This is a genomic window from Paenibacillus yonginensis (assembly GCF_001685395.1).
Lineage (GTDB): Bacteria > Bacillota > Bacilli > Paenibacillales > Paenibacillaceae > Fontibacillus > Fontibacillus yonginensis.
This window is the reverse complement of record NZ_CP014167.1, coordinates 3149024-3170263: the sequence shown is the minus strand read 5'-3', so window position 1 is coordinate 3170263 and position 21240 is coordinate 3149024. Positions and strand designations below refer to the sequence as shown.

The window sequence follows — 21240 nt, the reverse complement described above, 5'->3', positions numbered from 1 at the left end:
TGGGGTTTACATAAAGGAGTTTTTGGCCTTATGAAGAGCAACCGTTGGAAAGTGTTATGGGGTTCATTTACATATTGGCTTGGACGCCGCTCGCTGCAGAGCCGTTTGATCGCCGCTTATATTTTTATTATTTTAGGACCCAGTACACTGGTGTCCTTTTATTCGTATGAAGCGATCAATGCTATGTACATACGCGATGCCAAGGAGAAGAATCAATCTTTGCTTGATGTGGAAGAAATGCATATCCAGACTCAGATCGAGTCCATGGTCCGAGCAGCCCAAGTGGCGTATGATGATCCGGATGTAAGAGAATATCTGTCCAATACCGTCGAGCCTGACACCGGGGAACTGGTGGAATTCAGCAATAACAGCTTCAAGGCTCTGACAAGAATCCAGTATTACAATCCCAATGTGGAGCATCTTCGTTTGTTCTCCAGCAGCAATATTACAGAGATCTGGCCTATTTTCTTTCGCGAGAGCCGGGTAGAGGATGAACCCTGGTACCTGAAGGCGGAGGAAATGAAAGGAACCGAATACTGGTCCTTCTCCGAAAGCGACCCGGACGTTATAGATCGTTATAACGGGCATACCTATGTATCGACGCCAAAGGTGTCGCTGCTTCGGGAGATGAGCATTCCGGCGAATCATCATGTCGGCATGGTTCAGGTGGATATGCTGCTGCAGAACTTCAGCCCCCGAACCTATTCGGAGACGCCGGAGAGCGAATCCCAAATGCTGATCGCCGATCGTGAATCACAGCTGTTTACACGCGACAGCCATTCGTTTATAGCGGCCAATCCGGAGATGAGCGCGGCGGTGCAGGAACGTCTTCAGCATTATAAGGCAACCGGCGAATGGAAGGCCGAATATAAAGAGAACGGCAAGTCCTTTCTTCTCCTGCACAAGCCGATTGAACGGATCCATGCCGATCTGCTGAATATCGTGTCCATGGACAGCGTACTTATGGAAATCTCGCATACGCGTAATTTGCTGATCGGCGCCAATATTGGTTTTGTTACGCTGATAACGGTTATTGCTTATGTGCTGAACGCTTTTATACTGAAGAATCTGCGTCTGCTGACAGAGGAAATGAAGAAGGTCCGGAAAGGGAAGGCTTACAGCGGCCTTGTTATTCACGGAGGAGGCGAAGTTGGAGAACTCGCTCACCATTTTTCAAAGCTGATGAACACCATCAACACGTTAGTTGCACGAGCTGTACATAAGCAGGCTTTAACAAAGGAAGCCGAGCTGCGTACACTCCATAACCAAATCGATGCCCATTTCCTGTATAATACATTAGAGAATATTAAAATGCTGGCAGAAATTGAGAACCAGAGAGCTATTTCAGATGCGCTCACTTCTCTGGGCGGCATGATGAGATATAATTTCAAATGGTCAGGAGAATATGTGAAGCTCCATGACGAAATCCGGCATATTGAGAATTATATAGAGGTAATGAATATTCGGTTTGACGAGCCGATCCGGCTTGTGCTTGATATTCCCGGCGATTATATGGAGCAGGAGATGCTGAAGATGTCGCTGCAGCCAATCGTGGAGAATGCGGTTAAGCATGCCTGGACAGGAGAAGAATCCGGAATGAGGGAAATTAGGATTCAGGTGGAGGAATGGGAGCCGCACAAGATCAGGATGACCGTCTCGGATAATGGGGGAGGGCTTGAGCCGGAAATGCTCAAAGAACTGAACCAGAAGCTGATGTGGGCGGGACTCCTGGACAAAACTCCCCAAGCCCATGGAACCGAGTCAAACACTTATGGAATTGGCCTCCGCAATGTACAGGAACGAATCCGGTTGTTCTATGGGAAAGAATATGGACTGCAGGTGTTCAGCGAGCAAGGGAAGTTCACCCGAGTTGAGATAATTTTGCCGAAAGTGATGTTAACTGGGAGGGTGTACTCGGATGATAAAGCTGATGATCGTTGATGATGAGAAGAATATCCGTTTCGGGTTAAAGACCATGATCGAGCGGGAATTTCCCGATGAATATGAAATGACTACGGCAACGCAGGGGGCGGAAGCGCTTGATCTATACCGTGCTGAAGGCGCAGACATTATCCTTACGGATATCCGGATGCCTGTGATGGACGGAATAGCGCTGATCGAGCGGTTGTCTTCAGAACCTTTGCCTCAAGGCCAACAGGGACGGCCGTGGGTCATTATTTTGAGCGGTTATGAAGAATTTGAATATGCCAAAGCGGCTATCCGGTATCAGGCTGTCGATTATCTGCTGAAGCCGATCCGCCGGGATGAGCTGTTTGGGGCGCTGCGAAAATGCAAAGCCAATCTGGACAAACAATCCCGGATTGCCGAACAACTGTCTGCTACTGAAAGCTATCGGCAGCGGGTCCAATCGGGGCTTCTGCTGGATTTGATGCTGCTTGAGGATCTTACAGAGGAAGAAATCGAGTTGTGGAGCAAAGACATTGATATTGCCCGTTTTACTTCTCCGTTCACGGTGGCCGTGTTGAATTATAAATACGAAGACGGCAGCCGAATGAAGAAAGAGGAGCTGAGGCAGCTTGCTGGGCACATGTTTGAAGCCGTCGACGGAGAGCTGGACGCTTGTCTGCTCGATCGTGAAGGAAGAGTTGTGCTTGTAGGGGGGCCGCACCATAAGTTGGCGAAGCTTTCGGCTTTGGCGGGCGAGAAGGAGCTTGACGGGTTATTGATTGGCGTCAGCGAGGAGGGAAGCCGGCTTGAGGATCTTCCTAAATGCTACAGGCAGGCGGTGGAATCTCTCAACTATACATTTATTTTTCCGAAGACACGCCTGATTTGGTACAAGGAGCTGCCCGCACAGAGGCAGGCCCAGGTCCTGCCAAAGGAAGAAATCCGCAAGCTGGGAAATATTCTCGGAACAAAGCAGGAGAAGGAAATCGGGCAGCTGCTGCACCATATTTTCAAAGTTGACCAACTGGCAGACCTTGATCTAGGATATTTGAATGAGGTAAGCAAGCGGATCAATGAACAGGTTCTTGATGAAGTCTTCCGCCTATTTGGTGAAGCGTCTGTGGAAGTGATCAAGCTTTATCGCAAAGTAGGAGACCTGTCCAACTTCCGTCATTTTCATGACTATTTCAGGTCACTGCAGCAGCTGCTGTTCAGCCTGAATGAATATATCAAAGAAATCCGGTCAGCGCACAGCGAGAACGGCGACATGAAGGAGGCGGTGGATTATATCGAGCACAATTATTACCGCCCCCTCAATATGGCCATGGTAAGCAATCACGTATCCCTGAACTATTCTTATTTCAGTGAAGCCTTTAAGGCTTATACCGGGGAGAGCTTCGTTACTTACCTGAAGAAGGTCAGAATCCGGAAAGCGAAAGAGCTGATCGGCACCAGCGAGCTCAAGCTGTCAGAAATCAGCAGTGCGGTTGGATTTGAGAATACAAGACACTTCTCACGGGTATTCAAGGAGCTTGAAGGAGTCTCTCCCGTTGAATATCGCGGCAAGCTGTTCGTCGGAAGTGAACGGTTTGGCAGCCGCGAATAACCGAAAGATGAGCAGGGGAAGCTTACATTTTCAGTACAGCGTGCAGTTATTGGAAGGAGGAAGGCCCATTTGGACGCTAAAATCGCCCTGATCACAGGCAGCGCAAAAGGCCTGGGCAAACGCACGGCGCTGGCTCTGGCGGAGCAGGGCTATGACATTGCGCTGAACTATGTCCACAGCGAACGGGAAGCCCGGGAGCTGGAAATGCAGATCCGTCAGCTCGGCGTTCGGTGCATTTCGGTTAAAGGTGACATCTCCAAACATGATGAGATTATAATGCTAGTTGAAACGGTTCAGCGGGAGTTGGGCGGCATTGATATTCTGGTGAACAACGCCGGTCCGTTTATCCGGGAGCGCAAGCTGTTCTCCGACTATTCCTGGCTGGAAATTCTTTCGCTGATTGAAGGCAACCTGACCGGAACGATGCTGCTGGATCATCTGGTGCTGGAGGGCATGCGCAAGAAGGGCTGGGGGCGTATTATCCATTTTGGTTTCGGGCATGCGGCTGAATCCAGAGCTTGGCCCCATAGGTCCGTTTACGCGGCTGCCAAGACCGGACTGGTGTCCTTCACCAAAACGCTGGCCGTCGAAGAGGCGCCTCATGGCATCACGGTCAATATGGTATGTCCGGGAGATATTCGGGGGGACAATAAGGAGAAATCGATTGCCGAGGTCAGCGGCCTGCAGGATGGCGAAACGCCGCGTGGACGACCGGGCAGCGGGGAGGATGTAGCCCGGGTTATTGCTTTCCTGTGCCAGAGGGATTCGGATTTCATTACAGGCAACATTATGGACGTTTCGGGCGGCCTTGATCCTATTCGTCCTCTGATCAAACCATAGGCGCACCGACTGGTGAACAAACAAAAAGTCTTGGCATTCCGGAAGGAACACCAAGACTTTCTATAAAAAAATTAGAATACCTGTACGACCTCTTGTACGCCTTCGACTTCTTCGAACAGGGCGCGTTCGATACCGGCTTTCAGCGTGATCGTGGAGCTTGGGCAGCTGCCGCAGGCACCCATCAATTTCAGCTTAACAATGCCGTCCTCAACGTCTACCAGTTCAACGTCGCCGCCATCGCGCTGCAGGAACGGACGAAGTTTGTCGAGAACCTCCAGAACTTCATCGTACAATGTATCTTGTGCATTTGTGCTCATTGATATCAACTCCTTTCAGAACATAATGTTATTATAGTACAAATTAGACTAAATTAAAATGGTGATAAAGTGAGGGAAATAACAGCATGAGACCCATCATTGAATTTTGCGTCAGCAACATGCACTTCGGAACCGATGAGGTGATGGAGAAGCTGGAGGAGAATCCGGACTACGACGTCATTGAATACGGTTGTTTAAATAACTGCGGTTTATGCTCGGCCGCTCCTTATGCTTTGGTGAATGGAGAAATCGTCGAAGCCGAGAGCGCGGACAAGCTGTATGAACTTATTATGAACAAGATCAAGGAAATGGAAGCCTGGGATGCGCTGGATTTTGATCTGGATTAAGGAAGGCTGGTTTATCCATAAGTTGCATTTACTGTAAAACAGATATCCCCCTCCGGAGAGCCGGAGGGGGATTTGTATGGGATATGAAGCCGCAGTCGCTGGCTCCGCATCGGTATTAAGTATTAAGGAGTCAATTGTTAAGTGCAATCCCTCAAAAGCCTAGCCAAGATGACGTTTGGACTTCCAGAGCACTCCGCTCTTCAGAATACGAGGCACTCGCCCGGTCACATAACGTTTGCCCATCAGGCCAAATCCGGCTTTCTTGCCCAGCGAGCCAAGCGTGCCTTTAAGCTTGATCGCTCCCAGCTTCGGCGTCTCTCCGCGCCACTGCGCAAGGGCTACATGAGCGATTTGCTCGCCCTGGCCTTCAGCGGCCTGTGCGCTTGGCGCAAACGGCAGGCTTGCGCAGTCTCCGCATACGAACACTTCCGGATATTCCGGAATCTGATGATATTCATTCAGCAGCACACGTCCGGATGGGTCTTTGGCTACGTCCATCTTCTGAACCAGCTCTACGGGCTGAATGCCTGCGGTCCATATAGTAACGTCCGACAGAATCTCTTCCGAGCCGTTATGGATGATTCCCGGCTCCAGCGAGGTAATGCCGATGTGAGAGCGGGTTTCTACCCCGTGGTCATGGAACCATTTGGATACATAACGGGATAACGTCTCAGGGAAGGCAGAGAGAACGCGAGGTCCGCGGTCGAGAATAGTAATGTTCAAATCCGGCCGGCTTTCGCGTACTTCTGCGGCTACTTCCACACCGCTAAGGCCGCCGCCGACAATGTGAATAGTGCCATAGGGCTTCAGATCATTAATTCTGCGGTAAGTTTCGCGCGTCGCCGAGAACGATTGGATCGTTGAGGACACCTCTTTGGCGCCCGGAATACCGTGGAAACGATCGGTACAACCCAGTGCGATGACCAGCTGGTCATAAGGAAGCGGATCAGCTGCAGCAAAAATAACCTGCTTGTTCTCCAGATCTACGGAAGTCACTTCCCCGTATTTGATTTGCAGGCCTTCATGCTCGGGAAAAGGAACACGTAGCTCAAAGTCGGATGAAGTTCCTGCGGCAAGCGCATAATATTCGGTTTTCATGCTTTGAAATGGCATACGGTCTACCAAGGTCACCTGCACATCGCTTGGAAGATGGCCTTTAAAAAGATGATTGGCTACGGTAACGCCGCCGTATCCGCCGCCAAGAATAACAAAATGTTTCATAGTCTAATGAGTCCCCTTCATTTTGCCGCGGTATTTGGTACTGGTATTGGTACTTCAGCGGCACACTAATTTAAAACACCTTCTATTTGAACAACTTGGATCACAACTGTGTCAACAAACATTTGAATTTATTCGTACACTTCAATTTCGTTATAGAACGTATCTCTTTCTACGGGAATACGTCCCGCTCCCTTGATCAGCCAGATTAGTTCTTTGCGGGTCATCCCTTCAGGAGTTACGGCTCCGGCAGCATGGCTGATCCGTTCCTTAAGGATGGTTCCGTGAACGTCCGAAGCTCCGAAGCTGAGAGCAACCTGAGTCAGCTGGGTGCCGATATTAATGAAGTAAGCTTTAATGTGGTCAATATTATCAAGCATCAAACGGCTGATGGCGATGGTTTTCAGGTCTTCGTAAGCCGAATTGCGGCGCATGATGCTGGCGTTTTTATTTTTAGGCTGCATGGACAATGGAATAAAGACCATAAAACCGTTGGTTTCATCCTGAAGCTCGCGGATCTGGATCATGTGGCGGATACGGTCTTCATGTGATTCGATTGAGCCGTACAGCATCGTGGTGTGCGTCTTCATGCCCAGTTTGTGAGCAGTACGGTGAACGTCGAGGTATTGGTCGACATTGGCTTTGTCCACCTTCATTTTTTGCCGGTATTGATCGGACAGGATTTCTGCGCCGCCGCCGGTCAAGGTTTTTAATCCGGCCTTTTGCAGCTCTTGAAGCACTTCTTTAATGCTCAGGCCGCTGAGCCGGCTAAAGAACTCAATTTCGGCAGCTGTATAGGCTTTAAGCGTCACATTGGGGAAACGCTCATTTAAAGCTTTTAAAGAATCTACATAATATTGAAAAGGAACATGGTTGTTATGGCCGCCGACGATATGGAATTCGCGGACTCCCGGATGAATGTGCTGCTCCACATATTCGATCATTTCCTGACCGGACAGCGTATAAGCGCCTTCTTCGCCCTCGTCCTTGCGGAAGTTGCAGAAGGCGCAGTACGATTCACAAACATTGGTGAAGTAAAGGCTCATATTTTCAATAAAATAAACTTTTTTCCCGTTCTTTCTCAGATTCGCTTCATTAGCCAGTTGGCCGATCGTCAGCAAATCGTCGCTTTCATAAAGGTAAACTCCGTCCTCTAAAGATAACCTTACCCCGTTTTTGACTTTCTCAATAATTTCAGCCATCTTTTTGTCCTGATGAGGGAGCGCAACAACGGACATACAATTTCCTCCATTCCTAAATCTCTAAGTACCGTTTATTGTGAAATAATGAACAGGTCACTCAAGAAAAATATATTTCCTAAAATTTTAGGGCATGACAAAATTCCGACAATTATCACTCGTCCTATTATAAACCTCTGTTCTTACAGGGGCAATAACAGTTACAGGACGAAATTTCGGGAACAACCGAGTAAAAACGAGGAATTTCGCCCTAACTTAAAGGTTTTAAACATATGTATGTGAATTTTTATATAGGTATTCGTTTTGGTTGAGACCCGCAGCGAGAAGGCGTATACTGTAAATAGTAAGGTAAAGGAGGTTCTAAATTATGATTAATATTAGCGATACTGCCCTAGATAGAATCAAGAGCACTTTGGCCGAACAGGAGAACCCCGACTTGTTCCTGCGTGTTGGCGTCAACCCCGGTGGCTGCAGCGGATTTTCATACGCCATGGGATTTGACGACCAGGAGTCGGACCGGGATGTTTTTATGGAGGTGTCCGGTTTAAAGGTTGTAGTGGATAAAAGTGACCTTCGCTACTTGAACGGTCTCAAAATCGATTTTGAAGAAACCGGAATGTCCGGCGGCTTCACCATTGATAATCCGAATGCGATCGCTTCCTGCGGCTGCGGCCAGTCCTTTAAGATGAGAGATGAAGAAGGCCGGCCTGAAGTGTGCGAATAAGAGCTGGCTGCGGCCGGCTGAGGTTTTTCCTGCAGGGATTCCCGGAATCCTGGCGGGGAGAACCTTTTTTATTTTGCCATGATCCTGCGCATGGCAGGAATAGTAGGCATTTTTTCACAGATCAAGTACGGAGAAATAACACAAATATTTAAAACTATAAGCTATTTTATGATTAAATCCTTATTTTCAATAAGGAGAGGATAGGATATAATGCTCTTTGGAACAAATAGCGCAGGCTGATGTCATCGATATGTCTACTTGTCTAACCCAACACCAGTTCCTTATATTAAACCCGGAATTCACTTATAAAATGTTGCCATACCTACCACCCAAGTTTACCCTTTGATCAGGCACATTGAAACAGACGCAGTCGATCAAAGGCCTTTTTGCGTACCCCGCTTAATTTTGTTGACCTACTATACAACTCTCCTGAAAATCAGGCGGAAAGCCGTGGACAATCATCCAAGAAGAAGCTGGCTGTCTCGAGTATATATAACCATGCCCTGTTAAACAGAAAGGGGAGGTTTGTATGCCAGGAAGACAGCTTGCTGATAAGTGGCTCAAGACTGAAGCTCTGCTTGCGGAGCCCTCCATTGCCGGACACATCCCGCAGACCCGTCTGTATGATGAAACCAACTTAAAGAACATGCTTCATCATTTCGGCATGGTCGTAATTAAGCCTGTTCGGGGCGGCGGTGGATACGGCGTCATCAAAGTAGAGTGGAGCGGCAGTACGTACAGTTTTACAAAAGGAACCATGAAGAAGGTATATCGCTCATTCGGTGCCTTGTTTGCAGCGCTTGGCAAGGCCAAAGTGAAACGTAAGTATTTGATTCAGCAGGGAATTCGTCTTGCCCGCATCTCCGGCAGACCGATTGATTACCGGGTGAAGGTGGTCAAGGTAGGGGATAGCTGGCAGTACCGTTCCATGGTGGGCCGATTGGCGCGGCCGGGTTTGTTTGTTACCAACCTGTGCAAGGGCGGACGCCAGTTAACAGCCAGACAAGGGCTAAGCCTCTGCTTCTCCGGAAAAAAAGCTGCACTCAAACGTAAGGAAATGCGCGAGCTCACCAATACAAGTATTAGAGTGTTGGAGAACGCTTTTCCAGGTATCGGGGAACTAGGATTTGATTATGGTGTTGATGCGGGCGGGAAGATCTGGATATTTGAGGTCAATACACGTCCGCAATAGGAGGAATTTCCTGTTTTTCTCGTTTAGTCTCTTTTTTATGGGTAAATCATTGACAATTGGCATAACGAAAGCCGTTCAAAGAAAAAAAATTTTTGACGGCAAAAAGGCCCTTTTAACCTGTGCATAACTTTTGTCCACAATATCCTCAGTGTAATATGGGGAGATTCGAGGTTTACCAACAAATTATTCACAGGATTTCCACAGTTGTTTGTGGATAAAGGAACACTTGTTCTGTTTATGTATTCTTGCTATCATAGGGAAAAAAAGGAAAGGGAGTGTTAAAAATGGCGCTGTTAACAGATGAGATGCTGCTGGATTCCTATCGGATGGCGACCGAGCTCCAATTGGAGAGGGAATTCATTGCACTGCTGTTGGCGGAAATTCACAAGCGCGAGCTGAATGTGGAAGCAACCCCACTTGTTCATTAAATTATGCCGTTAGATGACAAAGTATGCCTGATGGACTTCATTCAATGTTACGAAATGATGGTTGAGGTTTTGGTTTTGCATGCCATGTACGTTATGAAACGGAGCATAAATAAAAGAGGGTATCCAGATTGGACGGATTGAACTGTCCTTTGTCCGGATACCCTTTTTGTATAAGTTTAATTGCGAGGAATCTACAGCTTGAGGTTGCTGCTGTGTCCCGGCGACAGCTTGGCCTCGGGATCTATATATACTTTGGCGTTGTTCACAGCCGTTGGCGCTTCACCAAAGCCGACTGCAATCAGTTTGAGCTTACCCGGATAAGTGGTAATGTCTCCGGCTGCAAAAATGCCCGGCATCGAGGTCTCCATTCGGGAATCCACGACAACGGAATTGTTCTCGATTTCAATCCCCCATTCGGCGATTGGTCCCAGCGAAGAGATGAAACCGAAATTCACGATGACGTCGTCGACTTCGATCTCTTGGGTTTCCTTCGTCTTGACATCAGAAAGTGTGACGGCTTCGATGCGGTCCGCACCATGCAGCGCTGTAATCTCAGTTGGCGTAATGACATTGACTCCGGAGGCATAGAGGTTCTCCACACTGTGCTCATGGGCGCGGAACTTGTCCCTGCGGTGAATCAGCGTTACCTGCTCGGCAATAGGCTCCAGCATAAGCGCCCAGTCTACGGCCGAATCGCCTCCGCCGCTGATCAGCACCTTGCGTCCCTTAAACTGATTCAGATCACTGATAAAATAATGCAGGTTAACCCCCTCGAAACGGGCAGCTTCCTCCAGTTCAAGACGGCGGGGTTCAAAGGCACCAACGCCTGCTGTAATAATGACGGCTTTGGCATGGTGAACCGCTTTATCTGTCGTGACGACAAAATGACGCTCGTCCTTTTTCTCTACCTGCTGGACCTTCTCTTCGAGACGTATTTCAGGGTTAAACAGCTTGAGTTGTTCGTTCAGGTTGTTCACCAGCTCCTGGGCTGTTACTTTCGGAAATCCGGCAACATCATATATATATTTCTCGGGATAAAGCGCGGCCAGCTGACCCCCGAGCTGGGGCATGCTTTCAATCAATTTCACGGACGCATGGCGCATGCCGCCATAGAATGCGGCAAACATGCCGGCCGGCCCGCCTCCGATAATAAGCAGATCGGTGAAATCACCGTTATTTTCAGGCGCTGACACGTGTAATCACTCCTTCAAAGCAAATAATGTAATCAGGTCTATTGTATTATAATCGGAGAGGGATAGATTGCAAATTTTCGTCTTTTTCATGAATTTTTCAGCTTTTTCCCTGCTGGACAGTCTCTTTGGAAGAGGGGAAAATAAAACTTGATCTTTTGTAAGCTTGCCTTTAGAATGCAATGGAACTATCCTCTGTATCCCCTTTTTTGCCGGAATTTTAGCGCGTTTTTGGCGTAATTTTCCGTCTGGAAATACGATTGGAGGGCCAGATCTTCTCGCGATGCTCATTTTAGAACAAAAGGCGAAGATCCATCAATTAATGTTGCAAATTTCAAGTGTGAATTTTCACAATTTTTTTGTGACGCACTTACAAATTTACCAAAAGACAAATTAAGCAGGAGTTGCCGGAAGGAGTCAAAACCAACATGAGCACCATTCCTAAGATTGTAATCTTGGGTGCAGGTTACGGAGGGATTTTGACCGCACAACGATTACAGAAGGAACTTAACTACAACGAAGCGGACGTAACGCTCGTGAACCGACACGACTATCATTACTTTACGACTCATTTACATATGCCGGCTGCCGGTACCGATTCGATCGAGCACACCCGCGTGCCGATTTCCAAGCTGATCGATGAGTTCAAGATCGATTTGGTGAAATCGACTGTACGCGAAGTGCGGCTGTCCGACCGGAAAGTGATTCTGGAGGACGGGACCTTGTCCTATGACTATTTGGTCATTGCGCTTGGCGGCGAACCGGAGACCTTTGGCATCCCGGGTATGGAGGAGCACGCCTTTACCATTAGAAGCATTAATTCCGTGCGGATGATCCGCCAGCATATTGAATATCAGTTTGCTTTGTACAAAACGGATGAATCCCGCAAAGAACGTTTGAATTTTGTAGTGGGCGGCGCCGGCTTCAGCGGCATCGAATTTGTGGCTGAGCTGGCCGATCGCATTCCACGGCTGTGCCGAGAGAATGACGTCGAGCCTTCCAAAGTTCATATTTATAATATAGAAGCTGCGCCGAGCGCACTGCCGGGCTTTGATCCGGAATTGGTCGAGCATGCAATGAACGTGCTGGAGAAGAAAGGCGTTAATTTCAAACTGGGTACAGCGATTCAGGAATGCCGGCCGGACGGTGTCGTGCTGGATAGCGGAGAAACGATCAAAACCGCAACCGTGGTCTGGACGGGCGGCATACGCGGCAACCGGATTATCGAGGCTTCCGGCTTTGAAACGGTACGCGGCCGGGTGAAGGTGGATGAGACGCTGCGGGTTCCTGGAATGGATCACGTCTTTATTATCGGAGATAATTCCCTGATGTTTAATCCGGAAGGGCGGCCTTATCCGCCGACGGCCCAGATTGCGATGCAGCAGGGTGTGGTTTGTGCGAAAAATATCGTGGCCGCCATTCGCGGCGGGGCATCCCGTCCGTTTGAGTTCGTCAATAAAGGAACCGTGGCTTCGCTCGGCAAAAGAGAAGCGATTGCTGTCGTGGGCGACAAGAAGATGACCGGCTGGAGAGCCGCTCAGCTCAAGAAGCTGGTAGATCTGCGTTATCTGTTTATTATCGGCGGCATTCCGCTGGTTTTGAAGAAAGGGAGATTCTTGTAATGCGTCACTGCAGCGTTCAGGTGCGCGGGCTGCTGACCCGCGAGGAGCTGGACCGTTATAACGCCCTGATGGAGGTCGGCTCTTATCTAGAGGGCAATCAGCGTTATGATCTGGCTTATATCATTCAGAAGGAAGTCGATATTCTGATCCTGCCGGCCATTGAACGGTTGAAGGAGAAAAGCCGCGACCGCGACCGCGAAACGGCAGAGTTCCTGGAATCCATTCGGCGGATGCAAGAAGAAGAGGATTAAACCACAATCGGCATGCATACAATCGTAGAAAAGGTCGGGCGATGAACAGTCATCAGCCCGACCTTGTATTTTTAAACGAGCAGCGAAGCTCGTCCCAATTCTTATAGCTTAAGCAGCTGTTCGAAACCTTCGAGCGTCAGCAGGTTGCCCACGTAGAACGATCCAAATTCCCCGTAACGGGCGCTGACTTCGTCAAATCGCATTTCGTAGACCAGCTTTTTGAATTGAAGCGCATCATCCGAGAACAGCGTAACGCCCCATTCCCAGTCGTCCAGGCCGACCGAGCCGGTAATGATCTGCTTTACCTTGCCGGCATAGCTGCGGCCGATCAAGCCGTGGCTGCGCATCAGGTTCTGGCGCTCTTCCATGGAAAGCATGTACCAGTTGTCGGCAAGCTCGCGTTTTTTATTCATCGGATAGAAGCAGATATGTTTTGATTTGGGCAGGATCGGCTGAAGCCGCGCCATGATTTCCGGTTTCTGGCGGGGATCGGTACCGTCGCCTTTGCCCAGATAGTTGCTGAGTTCGACTACACTGACATAAGAATAAGTTTTGGTGGTGTAATCGGCAAAAGTAGATTTATCAAATTCCGTTTCCAGAGCGTTCAATTCTTCCAGCGTTTCACGCAGGTGAACGATCACGAAATCGGCTTTTTGTCCAACGATGCTGTAGATAGCCGTGCTGCCCGCCTTGGCTTCTTCGGTTTCCGCCCAGCTTTGCAGAAACACGCGAAGATCATCAAGGCCTACTGCGCGTTCTTCATCATCCGCCGCTTTCCAGGCTGCCCAGTTAATGGACCGGAAATCGTGCAGGGCGTACCAGCCATCCAGGGTTTGAGCTGCTTCACTCATGAAATCACTCCTCAAGATAGATATGTCATATTGTAGCTCAATGGAAGAGCGGGGGGCAAACGACTTCATGATATCTTCACAAAATGATGGATTTTGGCGTGATTTTTTTGGTTTCAGGTTGCTTTCTCAATTGTTTATATTTAGCGATTCAAGTCGAAAAGTTTTGTGATAGAATAGAGAAACGACGTTCTAACCGGAAAGGAGCGATAGTGTTTTGCGCATTCATAATCTGCATCATTTTACGGAAAACCACCGTTACTGCGTATATCGCGACTTCGATCTCGGTACCGTTGGACAGAAAATGCTCAGCCTCATTTACCAGCCGATGGTAGGCGGTTTTGCCATAGCCCTTTATCAATTTCTGTTTGGGCGGGTGCCCCTGGAACAGGTCGGTTATTCGAAGATGGAGCAGCAGCGCCACCTGTTCTTGTCCCTTGGCATAGAGCCGAGCGAGAAAGGCCGCAAGCTGCTGATTGAGCAGGCCTCCAGGCTGGAGGCGGTCGGGCTGCTGCAGTGCAGCCGGGTTTATGTCCCGGAGAGCGAAGATTACTTATACGAATACGAGCTTCAGCCTCCGCTGACACCGTCGGAATTTTTCAAAACCCAGCACCTGACGCTGCTGCTTCGGGACAAGCTCGGGAAATTTGCGGTGCTGTCGCTGCAGGAGCAGATGTTTAGCCGGGAAGCTAGCGAATATGGCAGGGCGATGAGCAAAGAAAACCTGACCGTGCCGTTTTATGATATTTTTCAACTAAATACACATACCATCGATTACGAGCTGGAGCAGGCGATTTCCGAAATGGCGATTTCGAGACAGCCGGAGAACAGGCAGGAGGAGCCGCTGTATAATTACGCGGACATCATTATGCGGTTCCCGCGCGGTTCGCTGAACCGCAAGCATGTGGAGTCTCTGCGCTTCGATCAGGACAAGATGGGGGTCATTAACTATACGGCCCGTAAATATGATCTCAGCATCCAGGATTTGTGCCGGCTGCTGGATGAGGACGGCATTTTTGCCGCGGACGGCAGCCTTCAGCTGGATGAGCTGCAGCATAAAGCCAATCTCCATTTCCGTCAGGGCAAGAAACGCCAGGAGGAGCGCAGCGTAGCGATGGGCAAGGTGGTGGCGCTCCGCCAGGAGGACCAGGAAGCCGCGGACATGCCGGAGGAGCACTCCGTGCAGATGGAATTTTATTTGGAGGTTCCGCCGCAGCTGCTGGGCAAATGCGACGTGCATCAATATAACATGATGCTCCGCAATGAACCGCATACCCGGCTGCTGCCGAAATTTTTTCCGGGGACGGTACCGGACAACCTTCTGGATATTTTTGAGAAAATCGATCTGAATTACAAGCTGCCCGGAGAAGTGATCAATGTCCTTATTCATTATTTGATGATGCTGCTTACTTCGGGAGGAGAACAGCGGATTAACCGGAAATTCGTTGAAACGATTGCTTCCAATATGCTGCTGAAGCAGGTGACAACCTATGAGAAGGCGGTCAGCTACATCCGCGACCAAGAGAAGCTGAACAAGGCGGTAAGGGAAGGTGGGTCTACCGCTGCAGCGGGCGGGAGAAGCCGGAATTATTCCCGGGGCAATAAAGCGAAACCCGAGATTCCGATCGTGCCAAGCGCGGTAAATACGGACAAAACCTTGTCGGAGGAAGAATTTGCCGAGCTGCTCAAAATGGCGGAGCAAATGCAAAACGGCCAGAAGAAATAAAGCCAAACGAATTTGAATAGATTAGGAAACGGAGGAGCGGAAACATGGAATCGTTGGGCGAACTGCTGTCCCAAATGAAAAGTCCGCAGCTCAAAGCCCGTTCCGAGCGCGTTATGAAGGAGCTGTTTGAAGATCCGCTGATCACCGAGCTGCTTACGCTTCATCCGGAGCTGGACCGCAGCCAGCTTACACTTCATCTGGGCAAGCTGTACCAGTACGTCAAAGACAGCCGCAACTGCGCGGCCTGCCCGGGTCTGGACCGCTGCCCGAATGATTTTCAGGGGCATTATACGAAGCTGACGGTGGAGACGGTAACGGCTGCCCCCGAGCTTTATGAACGCAAGGTCCCCTGCTCCAAGCAGCTGGCTTATCAGCATGAGACGGAAGTGCGGAAGCGGATCAGAAGCTTTTATATTGACGAACGGGCGCTTAAGGAAGGTTATAACGCCGTTGAGATTGTGTCCAAAGACAAGAACAGAGCCCCGGCTGTTGGTCAGGTTCTGCAGTATATTAACGACGTCCAGGCGAACGGTCTGCCCAGCAAAGGCCTTTATCTGAAAGGACATTTCGGTACCGGAAAAACATTTCTGATGTCCTACCTGCTCCACGAGCTGGCCGAATCCGGCTACACCGGCGTCATTGTGTATATGCCCGAGTTTGTGGAAGAAGTCAAATATGTCATGCAGGACAACCAGCGGCTGAAGGAAATGGTGGACACGATGCGCGAGGCTGATCTGCTTGTCTTTGACGATATCGGTGCGGAGAACCTGAATCCATGGGTTCGGGATCATGTTCTGGGTTCTATTTTGAATTACAGAATGAACCGCCGGCCGACTTTTTATACGTCCAATTATGATTTGCCCGACTTGGAGAAGCATCTCAGCTTTACAAGTAAGGATGGCGAAGAGGCCTATAAAGGCCAGCGGCTGATGGACAGGATCGCTCCGTTTGTGGACGTGGTGACGGTGAACGGGAGCAACCAGCGGAGAGCTTGATGAAGATTGGATGAACAACGTGAAGATCGCGTGAAGATATGTTTTTACAAGCCGCTTACCATTTGCCAATTCCTAAAAAGATGTTATAATGACTCCGTGATCATATTTGACACAATATAATTTAACATTGGAGATTGGGTTTTGCCTGCATTTTTAAGGGGGTAATGAATGATAGTACCGCCTAAAGGGGCAAACTTTGCAAAGCTCAATACTTTTATAGGAGGAGATAACATGGCAATCGTAAATGTTTCCGATTCAACGTTTAAAAACGAAGTAGAAGGTCAAGGTACTGTTCTGGTTGATTTCTGGGCTCCTTGGTGTGGACCTTGCAAAATGATCGCTCCGATTCTGGACGAATTATCCGGTGAAGTTGACGCTACCATCGCGAAAGTGAACGTGGATGAAAACCCTGAAACCGCGTCCCGTTTCGGCGTAATGAGCATTCCTACTTTGATCCTGTTTAAAGACGGCCAGCCGGTGGATAAAGTAGTAGGTGTCAACTCCAAAGAAGCTTTGAAAAACATGATCAGCAAACATCAATAAGCGCCAGCTTATCAGGATTGATTAGCTGCACAGAACGCCTCCGGCCCGAACCGGAGGCGTTTTTTGTTTGCTGCAGATTTGGCGGTGGGATAATTTGCACGGCAGCTGAGCCGGGAATGCTTGGCCGTTCTCTTTCGCGAGAACGCAGGTTCGGCTATAATATAGGGGTTAAGCTTATCTTAATCTTGATTAGGGATTTCAGATATTCCATGCGGAGAGGAGAACGTTGCGTGGATTCACATATAGAACATATACAGGACCAGGAGAAAGCGCTGGAGGCGATCCGGCACAAGCTTGCCCTGCTCCCGGATCTTCCCGGCTGTTATCTGATGAAGAACCGGGAAGGCACCATTATTTACGTCGGCAAAGCCAAAGTGTTGAAAAACCGGGTCCGCTCCTATTTTACAGGCAGCCACAACGGCAAAACGCAGCGGCTGGTTTCGGAAATCCGGGACTTTGAATATATTGTAACCGGCAGCAATATGGAGGCGCTCATTCTGGAGTGCAACCTGATCAAAACCCATATGCCCCGCTATAATGTGCTGCTGAAGGACGATAAAACGTTTCCGTACATCAAAATCACAAACGAGCAGCATCCGCGGCTGGAGGTGACCCGGCGAGTAGTCAAGGACAAAGCTAAATACTTTGGCCCTTATCCGAATGCTTATGCCGCCCAGCAGACCAAAAAGCTGCTCGACCGGATGTATCCGCTGCGCAAATGCAACGTCATGCCTAAGGAGGTCTGCCTCTATTACCATATGGGCCAATGTTTGGCTCCTTGTGTGCAGGAGGTAGGCAAAGGAACTTATGAGGACATTACCCAGGAAATCACCCGGTTTCTCAGCGGCGGCCATGAAGAAATCAAGAAGGAGCTGCAGCGCAAGATGGAGGAAGCCGCAGAGGAGCTGAATTTTGAACGGGCCAAGGAGCTGCGGGACCAGATTATCAACATTGACGCGCTGATGGAGAAGCAGAAGATTACGATGGCGGATGCGAGAGACCGCGATGTATTTGGTTTTTCCGTCGACAAAGGCTGGATGTGTGTACAGATTCTGTACATGCGCCAGGGGAAAATGATTGAACGCCACGCCTCGATTTTCCCGTTCTACGGAGATGCTTACGGCGATTTTCTGTCTTACGTCACGCAGTATTACAGCGATAATCCGGCTCTGCCTCAGGAAATTCTGCTGCCTGAACCGCATAGGGAAGCGGCGGCCGAACCTGGCCCAAGCGGAGAGGAGGAGGCTGACAAACCCCCGGTAGAATCTGAGGCCGGGAGCCTGGTCGCCGAGAATGCCGCTGTTTATTCCACATCTGCGGCAAACCTTGAAGCAGAGACAGAAGCCGATACCGTGCTGGAAGGCGGGGTAGAGGCGTCAGGCGGAGCGGCTTCCCTGCAGGAATGGCTCGGCGTCAAAGTGCTGCTGCCGCAGCGCGGTCTGAAGAAGCAGATGGTGAAGATGGCGACGGACAACGCCCGTGTGGCGCTCGACGAGAAATTCCGTCTGATTGCCCGCGATGAAGAGCGGACGTCCAAAGCGGCGGACAATCTGGGACAATATATCGGATTGGACTCGGTTCACCGTATTGAGGCCTTTGATAACTCCAACATTCAGGGGGCCAACCCGGTTTCGGCAATGGTGGTGTTTACGGACGGCAAACCGGACCGGAAGGAATACCGCAAATATAAGGTCAAAACCGTTCAGGGACCGGATGATTACGAAACGATGCGTGAGGTCATCCGGCGCCGTTATGAACGTGTGTTGAAGGAAAATTTGCAGCAGCCCGATTTAATTGTCGTCGATGGCGGCAAAGGGCAAATATCTGCTGCCGTAGATGTTCTGGAGAATGAGCTGGGGTTGTTTATCCCGGTCTGCGGGCTTGTCAAAGATGCCAAACATAAAACGGCCCAGCTTATGGTTGGCGATCCGCCGGAACCGGTTCGACTGCCGCGCGACAGCCAGGAGTTCTACCTGCTGCAGCGGATTCAGGATGAGGTGCACCGCTTTGCGATTTCGTTCCACCGTGAGCAGCGGGGCAAATCGATGGTGACTTCGAAGCTGGATTCAATCCCCGGCATCGGAGAGAAGCGGCGCAAGCTGCTGCTGAAGCATTTTGGTTCCATCAAAAAAATCAAAGAGGCCTCCGTCGAGGATTTCCGGCCGCTGTCGATCGGCGATAAACTTGCCGCTCGCATCATAGAAGCTTTAAATGAAGAAGAGCCGTCCTGAGGAACGGCTCTTCTTTATTGAACAATTAGATCGAAGAGAACATTTTTACTCCGCGCGGCTGGCTGCCTTTATCATCCGGCTCTAACGTAATGCCGATAGCATCAAATTGGAGGTTGGCCGATTTCATTGGCATGGAGAGCACCCCCAGGCGGGTGTTGTTTCCTTCCGTCTGGACCCGGAACGTACCGGCGCTGGTCCGTACGCCATCCTTGATCAGCCAAACCTGATAAGCCTGACTGGCAGCGGTCTCCGGCGCTCCATAGACATAGACGACAAACTGCTTGCTGTTCCCGTTATCTACGATGCAGGCGAAGCCGTAAGCCTGGGAATATTCGGCAGATTGGGCATGCAGCGGAACAGCCATTTTAATCTGCGAAGCGGATACGTTAAGAGCTTTCTCAACCGGCATCGGAGCTGCGGCTTGTTCGCTGTACATCTTGTAGTTCCAGCTTGCGCTGGCCAGAAACAATACCAGCATGACGGCTGCGGCAGCGGTCATAAACCGGCTTCTTCGCACGGCGCGCCTTCTGGCCTGCTCGCTTCCGGCGATATGGAACATTGGCACCGGAGCCTGTTCCTGCACAGGCCCAGGCTCCGGCAGGTCTGCGGCAAACGCAGCGTTCAACACCTGCTCCTTCAAATCCTCCGGCGGGCTCATCCATTTCATATCTGCAGATAACGCCTCCCATGTTTCCCGCAATTCTTTCATTTCGGCTTGGCAAGCCGGACAGCTTGGCAGATGACGTTCAAAAGCAAGCCGCTCTTCCTCCGTACACTCATTCGTAACCACATCCAAGCATAGATCGCATAATGGTGTGTGTTCCTTGTTCACGGTTATCCTTCTCCTTCCACAATCAAATGTCGGCGTAGAACTTTGAGCGTCTGGTGCAGCCTGTTCTTGACCGTTCCGAGCGGTTCCCGGTAATGGAGCGAAAGCTCCTTCAAGGTATAGCCCTGCCAATAAAAATGCTCCAGCAAATCAATCTGCTGGCGGGACAGGAAGCGATAAGCGGCGCGGATCTGCCTTTTGAGCGATTCCCGCTCTGCGCTTGCTTCCGGAGATACCCCGTCATCAGGAATTTGATCAAACTGTTCGGGAACAAAGGAGGTTACTCCCTCGTTGATTCGCCGCTCCTTGCGAAGCCAGTCTGTCGCTATATTTCGGGTGATGGTCACCAGCCAGCTTGTGAACCGGCCTTTCTCGGGATTATAGCCGGATTCGGTGGTCCATAAACGGATAAAAACAGATTGGACGACGTCTCTTGCGGCCTGTTCATTTCTTACAGACCTAACAGCAAAGGAATAAACAAGGCCTGCATGACGGTCATACAGAATAGATAAAGCTTCCTGCCGCTTCTCCTTGACGAGCAGCATCAATTCGTAATCGGAAAGGTTGTGCATGTCGATGCCTCCAGAATCGGCTTAGAAAATGATAAACAGCTTGCCATCATCGTACCAGAAAATCCGACATAAGCGATGGCTAAAAGATAGGCAAAAGCAAGAGAACCCGAGGTCCTCTTGCCCATGGAAAAGATACGATGACCGATGCGCAAGCTTGCTCAAAGCATCGTTTTCTTAAGCCTTGACAATAATTGTAGCCTGCATGCCCGGATGGGCTGAGCAGTGGTAGCTGATTTCGCCTTCCTTATCGAAGGTAATGGTCTTCGACTCGTCTTTACCGTGCAGCCCGGTATCGAAGGAGTTGTCATCCGCCGTGGCTGAATGGGCGACATCGTCATGATTGGTGAACGTAACCGTATCGCCTGGATGGATTTCCAGCGTTCCCATCGAGAAGCTGAAATTGCTGATGTCGACATTATGTTCCGTACCGGCAGCTGCATTTGGCGAGTCGGCTGAGTCGGCGGCCGGTTCGGATGCTGAGGTGCCGGCGTCCCAGGCTCCTGCCGGGGCAGAGGCTGAGGGGACGGGCGCAGATCCCGCTTCTTCAGCGTTATTGGCGCTGTTTGAATTGCCGCAGGCAGACAGAACCAGCAATGCTGTGAAGACAGGAACCAAAACGGTCATAGCGGTTATCTTTTTCACGCGGAATTCATC

General features: G+C 49.9%; 22 protein-coding genes. 13 read left to right on the top strand and 9 right to left on the bottom strand.

The window, feature by feature from the left end; genetic code table 11:
- Positions 1-30: 30 nt before the first annotated feature.
- From AWM70_RS14355 to AWM70_RS14345, 3 genes are all read left to right on the top strand, one after another.
- Complete coding sequence (locus AWM70_RS14355) at positions 31-1941, top strand: sensor histidine kinase (protein ID WP_083180315.1); 1911 nt, start codon at positions 31-33, stop codon at positions 1939-1941.
- On the top strand, positions 1919-3514 hold the full coding sequence (locus AWM70_RS14350) for a response regulator (protein ID WP_068697489.1): 1596 nt from the start codon (positions 1919-1921) through the stop codon (positions 3512-3514). The genes AWM70_RS14355 and AWM70_RS14350 overlap by 23 nt, the downstream gene beginning before the upstream one ends.
- 69 nt (positions 3515-3583) lie before the next feature.
- Entirely contained in the window at positions 3584-4354 is a 771-nt protein-coding gene (locus AWM70_RS14345) for an SDR family oxidoreductase (RefSeq protein ID WP_068697487.1), read from the top strand.
- 71 nt (positions 4355-4425) lie between these two features.
- On the opposite strand, the gene AWM70_RS14340 is transcribed toward AWM70_RS14345, so the two are convergent.
- Positions 4426-4671 (bottom strand): NifU family protein, encoded by a 246-nt coding sequence (locus AWM70_RS14340; protein WP_068697485.1) that lies wholly within the window; start codon positions 4669-4671, stop codon positions 4426-4428.
- 86 nt (positions 4672-4757) lie between these two features.
- On the opposite strand from AWM70_RS14340, the gene AWM70_RS14335 reads away from it, so the two are divergent.
- Positions 4758-5018 carry a YuzB family protein gene (locus tag AWM70_RS14335; protein WP_068697482.1) on the top strand — a complete coding sequence of 87 codons (261 nt, stop codon included), beginning with the start codon at positions 4758-4760 and terminating at the stop codon, positions 5016-5018.
- 159 nt (positions 5019-5177) lie between these two features.
- Here AWM70_RS14335 and AWM70_RS14330 read toward each other — a convergent pair whose 3' ends face one another.
- Complete coding sequence (locus tag AWM70_RS14330; protein ID WP_068697480.1) at positions 5178-6239, bottom strand: NAD(P)/FAD-dependent oxidoreductase; 1062 nt, start codon at positions 6237-6239, stop codon at positions 5178-5180.
- 128 nt (positions 6240-6367) lie between these two features.
- Positions 6368-7474, bottom strand: a complete 1107-nt coding sequence (gene mqnE / locus AWM70_RS14325; RefSeq protein ID WP_068697478.1) for an aminofutalosine synthase MqnE — start codon at positions 7472-7474, stop codon at positions 6368-6370.
- A gap of 328 nt (positions 7475-7802) precedes the next feature.
- On the opposite strand from mqnE, the gene AWM70_RS14320 reads away from it, so the two are divergent.
- The 3 genes from AWM70_RS14320 (at position 7803) to sda (ending at position 9779) form a co-directional block, all read left to right on the top strand.
- Positions 7803-8159, top strand: a complete 357-nt coding sequence (locus AWM70_RS14320) for a HesB/IscA family protein (RefSeq protein ID WP_068697476.1) — start codon at positions 7803-7805, stop codon at positions 8157-8159.
- A 529-nt stretch (positions 8160-8688) separates the two neighbouring features.
- Entirely contained in the window at positions 8689-9351 is a 663-nt protein-coding gene (locus tag AWM70_RS14315; protein WP_068697474.1) for a YheC/YheD family protein, read from the top strand.
- A 284-nt stretch (positions 9352-9635) separates the two neighbouring features.
- Positions 9636-9779, top strand: a complete 144-nt coding sequence (gene sda, locus AWM70_RS14310; RefSeq protein ID WP_094094054.1) for a sporulation histidine kinase inhibitor Sda — start codon at positions 9636-9638, stop codon at positions 9777-9779.
- Positions 9780-9970: 191 nt separating this feature from the next.
- On the opposite strand, the gene AWM70_RS14305 is transcribed toward sda, so the two are convergent.
- Positions 9971-10972, bottom strand: coding sequence for an NAD(P)/FAD-dependent oxidoreductase (locus AWM70_RS14305; RefSeq protein WP_068697472.1), 1002 nt, complete (start codon positions 10970-10972; stop codon positions 9971-9973).
- A gap of 6 nt (positions 10973-10978) precedes the next feature.
- Complete coding sequence (locus AWM70_RS23490) at positions 10979-11260, bottom strand: hypothetical protein (RefSeq protein WP_169823446.1); 282 nt, start codon at positions 11258-11260, stop codon at positions 10979-10981.
- Positions 11261-11397: 137 nt separating this feature from the next.
- Between AWM70_RS23490 and AWM70_RS14300 the strand changes: the two genes are divergently transcribed.
- Both AWM70_RS14300 and AWM70_RS14295 read left to right on the top strand, forming a co-directional pair.
- Complete coding sequence (locus tag AWM70_RS14300; protein WP_068697470.1) at positions 11398-12591, top strand: NAD(P)/FAD-dependent oxidoreductase; 1194 nt, start codon at positions 11398-11400, stop codon at positions 12589-12591.
- A complete protein-coding gene (locus AWM70_RS14295; RefSeq protein ID WP_068697469.1) occupies positions 12591-12842 on the top strand; it encodes a hypothetical protein in 252 nt (83 codons plus the stop codon). Before AWM70_RS14300 ends, AWM70_RS14295 begins: the two co-directional genes overlap by 1 nt.
- A 101-nt stretch (positions 12843-12943) precedes the next feature.
- Here AWM70_RS14295 and hemQ read toward each other — a convergent pair whose 3' ends face one another.
- Positions 12944-13693 carry a hydrogen peroxide-dependent heme synthase gene (gene hemQ, locus AWM70_RS14290; protein ID WP_068697467.1) on the bottom strand — a complete coding sequence of 250 codons (750 nt, stop codon included), beginning with the start codon at positions 13691-13693 and terminating at the stop codon, positions 12944-12946.
- A gap of 214 nt (positions 13694-13907) precedes the next feature.
- On the opposite strand from hemQ, the gene AWM70_RS14285 reads away from it, so the two are divergent.
- The 4 genes from AWM70_RS14285 to uvrC all read left to right on the top strand — a co-directional run bounded on the left by AWM70_RS14285 (position 13908) and on the right by uvrC (position 19185).
- The gene (locus AWM70_RS14285) at positions 13908-15416 is read left to right on the top strand and encodes a replication initiation and membrane attachment family protein (protein ID WP_068697464.1); all 1509 of its coding nucleotides are present in this window, start codon (positions 13908-13910) and stop codon (positions 15414-15416) included.
- Between the two features lie 44 nt (positions 15417-15460).
- The gene (gene dnaI, locus AWM70_RS14280) at positions 15461-16411 is read left to right on the top strand and encodes a primosomal protein DnaI (protein ID WP_068697462.1); all 951 of its coding nucleotides are present in this window, start codon (positions 15461-15463) and stop codon (positions 16409-16411) included.
- Between the two features lie 231 nt (positions 16412-16642).
- The gene (trxA, locus tag AWM70_RS14275; RefSeq protein WP_068697460.1) at positions 16643-16954 is read left to right on the top strand and encodes a thioredoxin; all 312 of its coding nucleotides are present in this window, start codon (positions 16643-16645) and stop codon (positions 16952-16954) included.
- A gap of 209 nt (positions 16955-17163) precedes the next feature.
- Complete coding sequence (gene uvrC / locus AWM70_RS14270; protein WP_099093097.1) at positions 17164-19185, top strand: excinuclease ABC subunit UvrC; 2022 nt, start codon at positions 17164-17166, stop codon at positions 19183-19185.
- 25 nt (positions 19186-19210) lie between these two features.
- Here uvrC and AWM70_RS14265 read toward each other — a convergent pair whose 3' ends face one another.
- The 3 genes from AWM70_RS14265 to AWM70_RS22860 form a co-directional block, all read right to left on the bottom strand.
- Positions 19211-20017 carry an anti-sigma factor gene (locus AWM70_RS14265; RefSeq protein ID WP_068697456.1) on the bottom strand — a complete coding sequence of 269 codons (807 nt, stop codon included), beginning with the start codon at positions 20015-20017 and terminating at the stop codon, positions 19211-19213.
- A 2-nt stretch (positions 20018-20019) separates the two neighbouring features.
- Positions 20020-20586 (bottom strand): RNA polymerase sigma factor, encoded by a 567-nt coding sequence (locus AWM70_RS14260; RefSeq protein ID WP_068697454.1) that lies wholly within the window; start codon positions 20584-20586, stop codon positions 20020-20022.
- 174 nt (positions 20587-20760) lie between these two features.
- The gene (locus AWM70_RS22860) at positions 20761-21228 is read right to left on the bottom strand and encodes a cupredoxin domain-containing protein (RefSeq protein WP_083180314.1); all 468 of its coding nucleotides are present in this window, start codon (positions 21226-21228) and stop codon (positions 20761-20763) included.
- Between the last annotated feature and the right edge of the window lie 12 nt (positions 21229-21240).

Coding starts and splice junctions, on each gene's coding strand:
- mqnE (WP_068697478.1), bottom strand. CDS start 7,474: ATGTCCGTTGTTGCGCTCCCTCATCAGGACAAAAAGATGGCTGAAATT.
- trxA (WP_068697460.1), top strand. CDS start 16,643: ATGGCAATCGTAAATGTTTCCGATTCAACGTTTAAAAACGAAGTAGAA.
- AWM70_RS23490 (WP_169823446.1), bottom strand. CDS start 11,260: ATGAGCATCGCGAGAAGATCTGGCCCTCCAATCGTATTTCCAGACGGA.
- AWM70_RS14320 (WP_068697476.1), top strand. CDS start 7,803: ATGATTAATATTAGCGATACTGCCCTAGATAGAATCAAGAGCACTTTG.
- sda (WP_094094054.1), top strand. CDS start 9,636: ATGGCGCTGTTAACAGATGAGATGCTGCTGGATTCCTATCGGATGGCG.
- dnaI (WP_068697462.1), top strand. CDS start 15,461: ATGGAATCGTTGGGCGAACTGCTGTCCCAAATGAAAAGTCCGCAGCTC.
- AWM70_RS14260 (WP_068697454.1), bottom strand. CDS start 20,586: ATGCACAACCTTTCCGATTACGAATTGATGCTGCTCGTCAAGGAGAAG.
- AWM70_RS14335 (WP_068697482.1), top strand. CDS start 4,758: ATGAGACCCATCATTGAATTTTGCGTCAGCAACATGCACTTCGGAACC.
- AWM70_RS14330 (WP_068697480.1), bottom strand. CDS start 6,239: ATGAAACATTTTGTTATTCTTGGCGGCGGATACGGCGGCGTTACCGTA.
- hemQ (WP_068697467.1), bottom strand. CDS start 13,693: ATGAGTGAAGCAGCTCAAACCCTGGATGGCTGGTACGCCCTGCACGAT.
- AWM70_RS14300 (WP_068697470.1), top strand. CDS start 11,398: ATGAGCACCATTCCTAAGATTGTAATCTTGGGTGCAGGTTACGGAGGG.
- AWM70_RS14315 (WP_068697474.1), top strand. CDS start 8,689: ATGCCAGGAAGACAGCTTGCTGATAAGTGGCTCAAGACTGAAGCTCTG.
- uvrC (WP_099093097.1), top strand. CDS start 17,164: ATGCGGAGAGGAGAACGTTGCGTGGATTCACATATAGAACATATACAG.
- AWM70_RS14350 (WP_068697489.1), top strand. CDS start 1,919: ATGATAAAGCTGATGATCGTTGATGATGAGAAGAATATCCGTTTCGGG.
- AWM70_RS14340 (WP_068697485.1), bottom strand. CDS start 4,671: ATGAGCACAAATGCACAAGATACATTGTACGATGAAGTTCTGGAGGTT.
- AWM70_RS14295 (WP_068697469.1), top strand. CDS start 12,591: ATGCGTCACTGCAGCGTTCAGGTGCGCGGGCTGCTGACCCGCGAGGAG.
- AWM70_RS14355 (WP_083180315.1), top strand. CDS start 31: ATGAAGAGCAACCGTTGGAAAGTGTTATGGGGTTCATTTACATATTGG.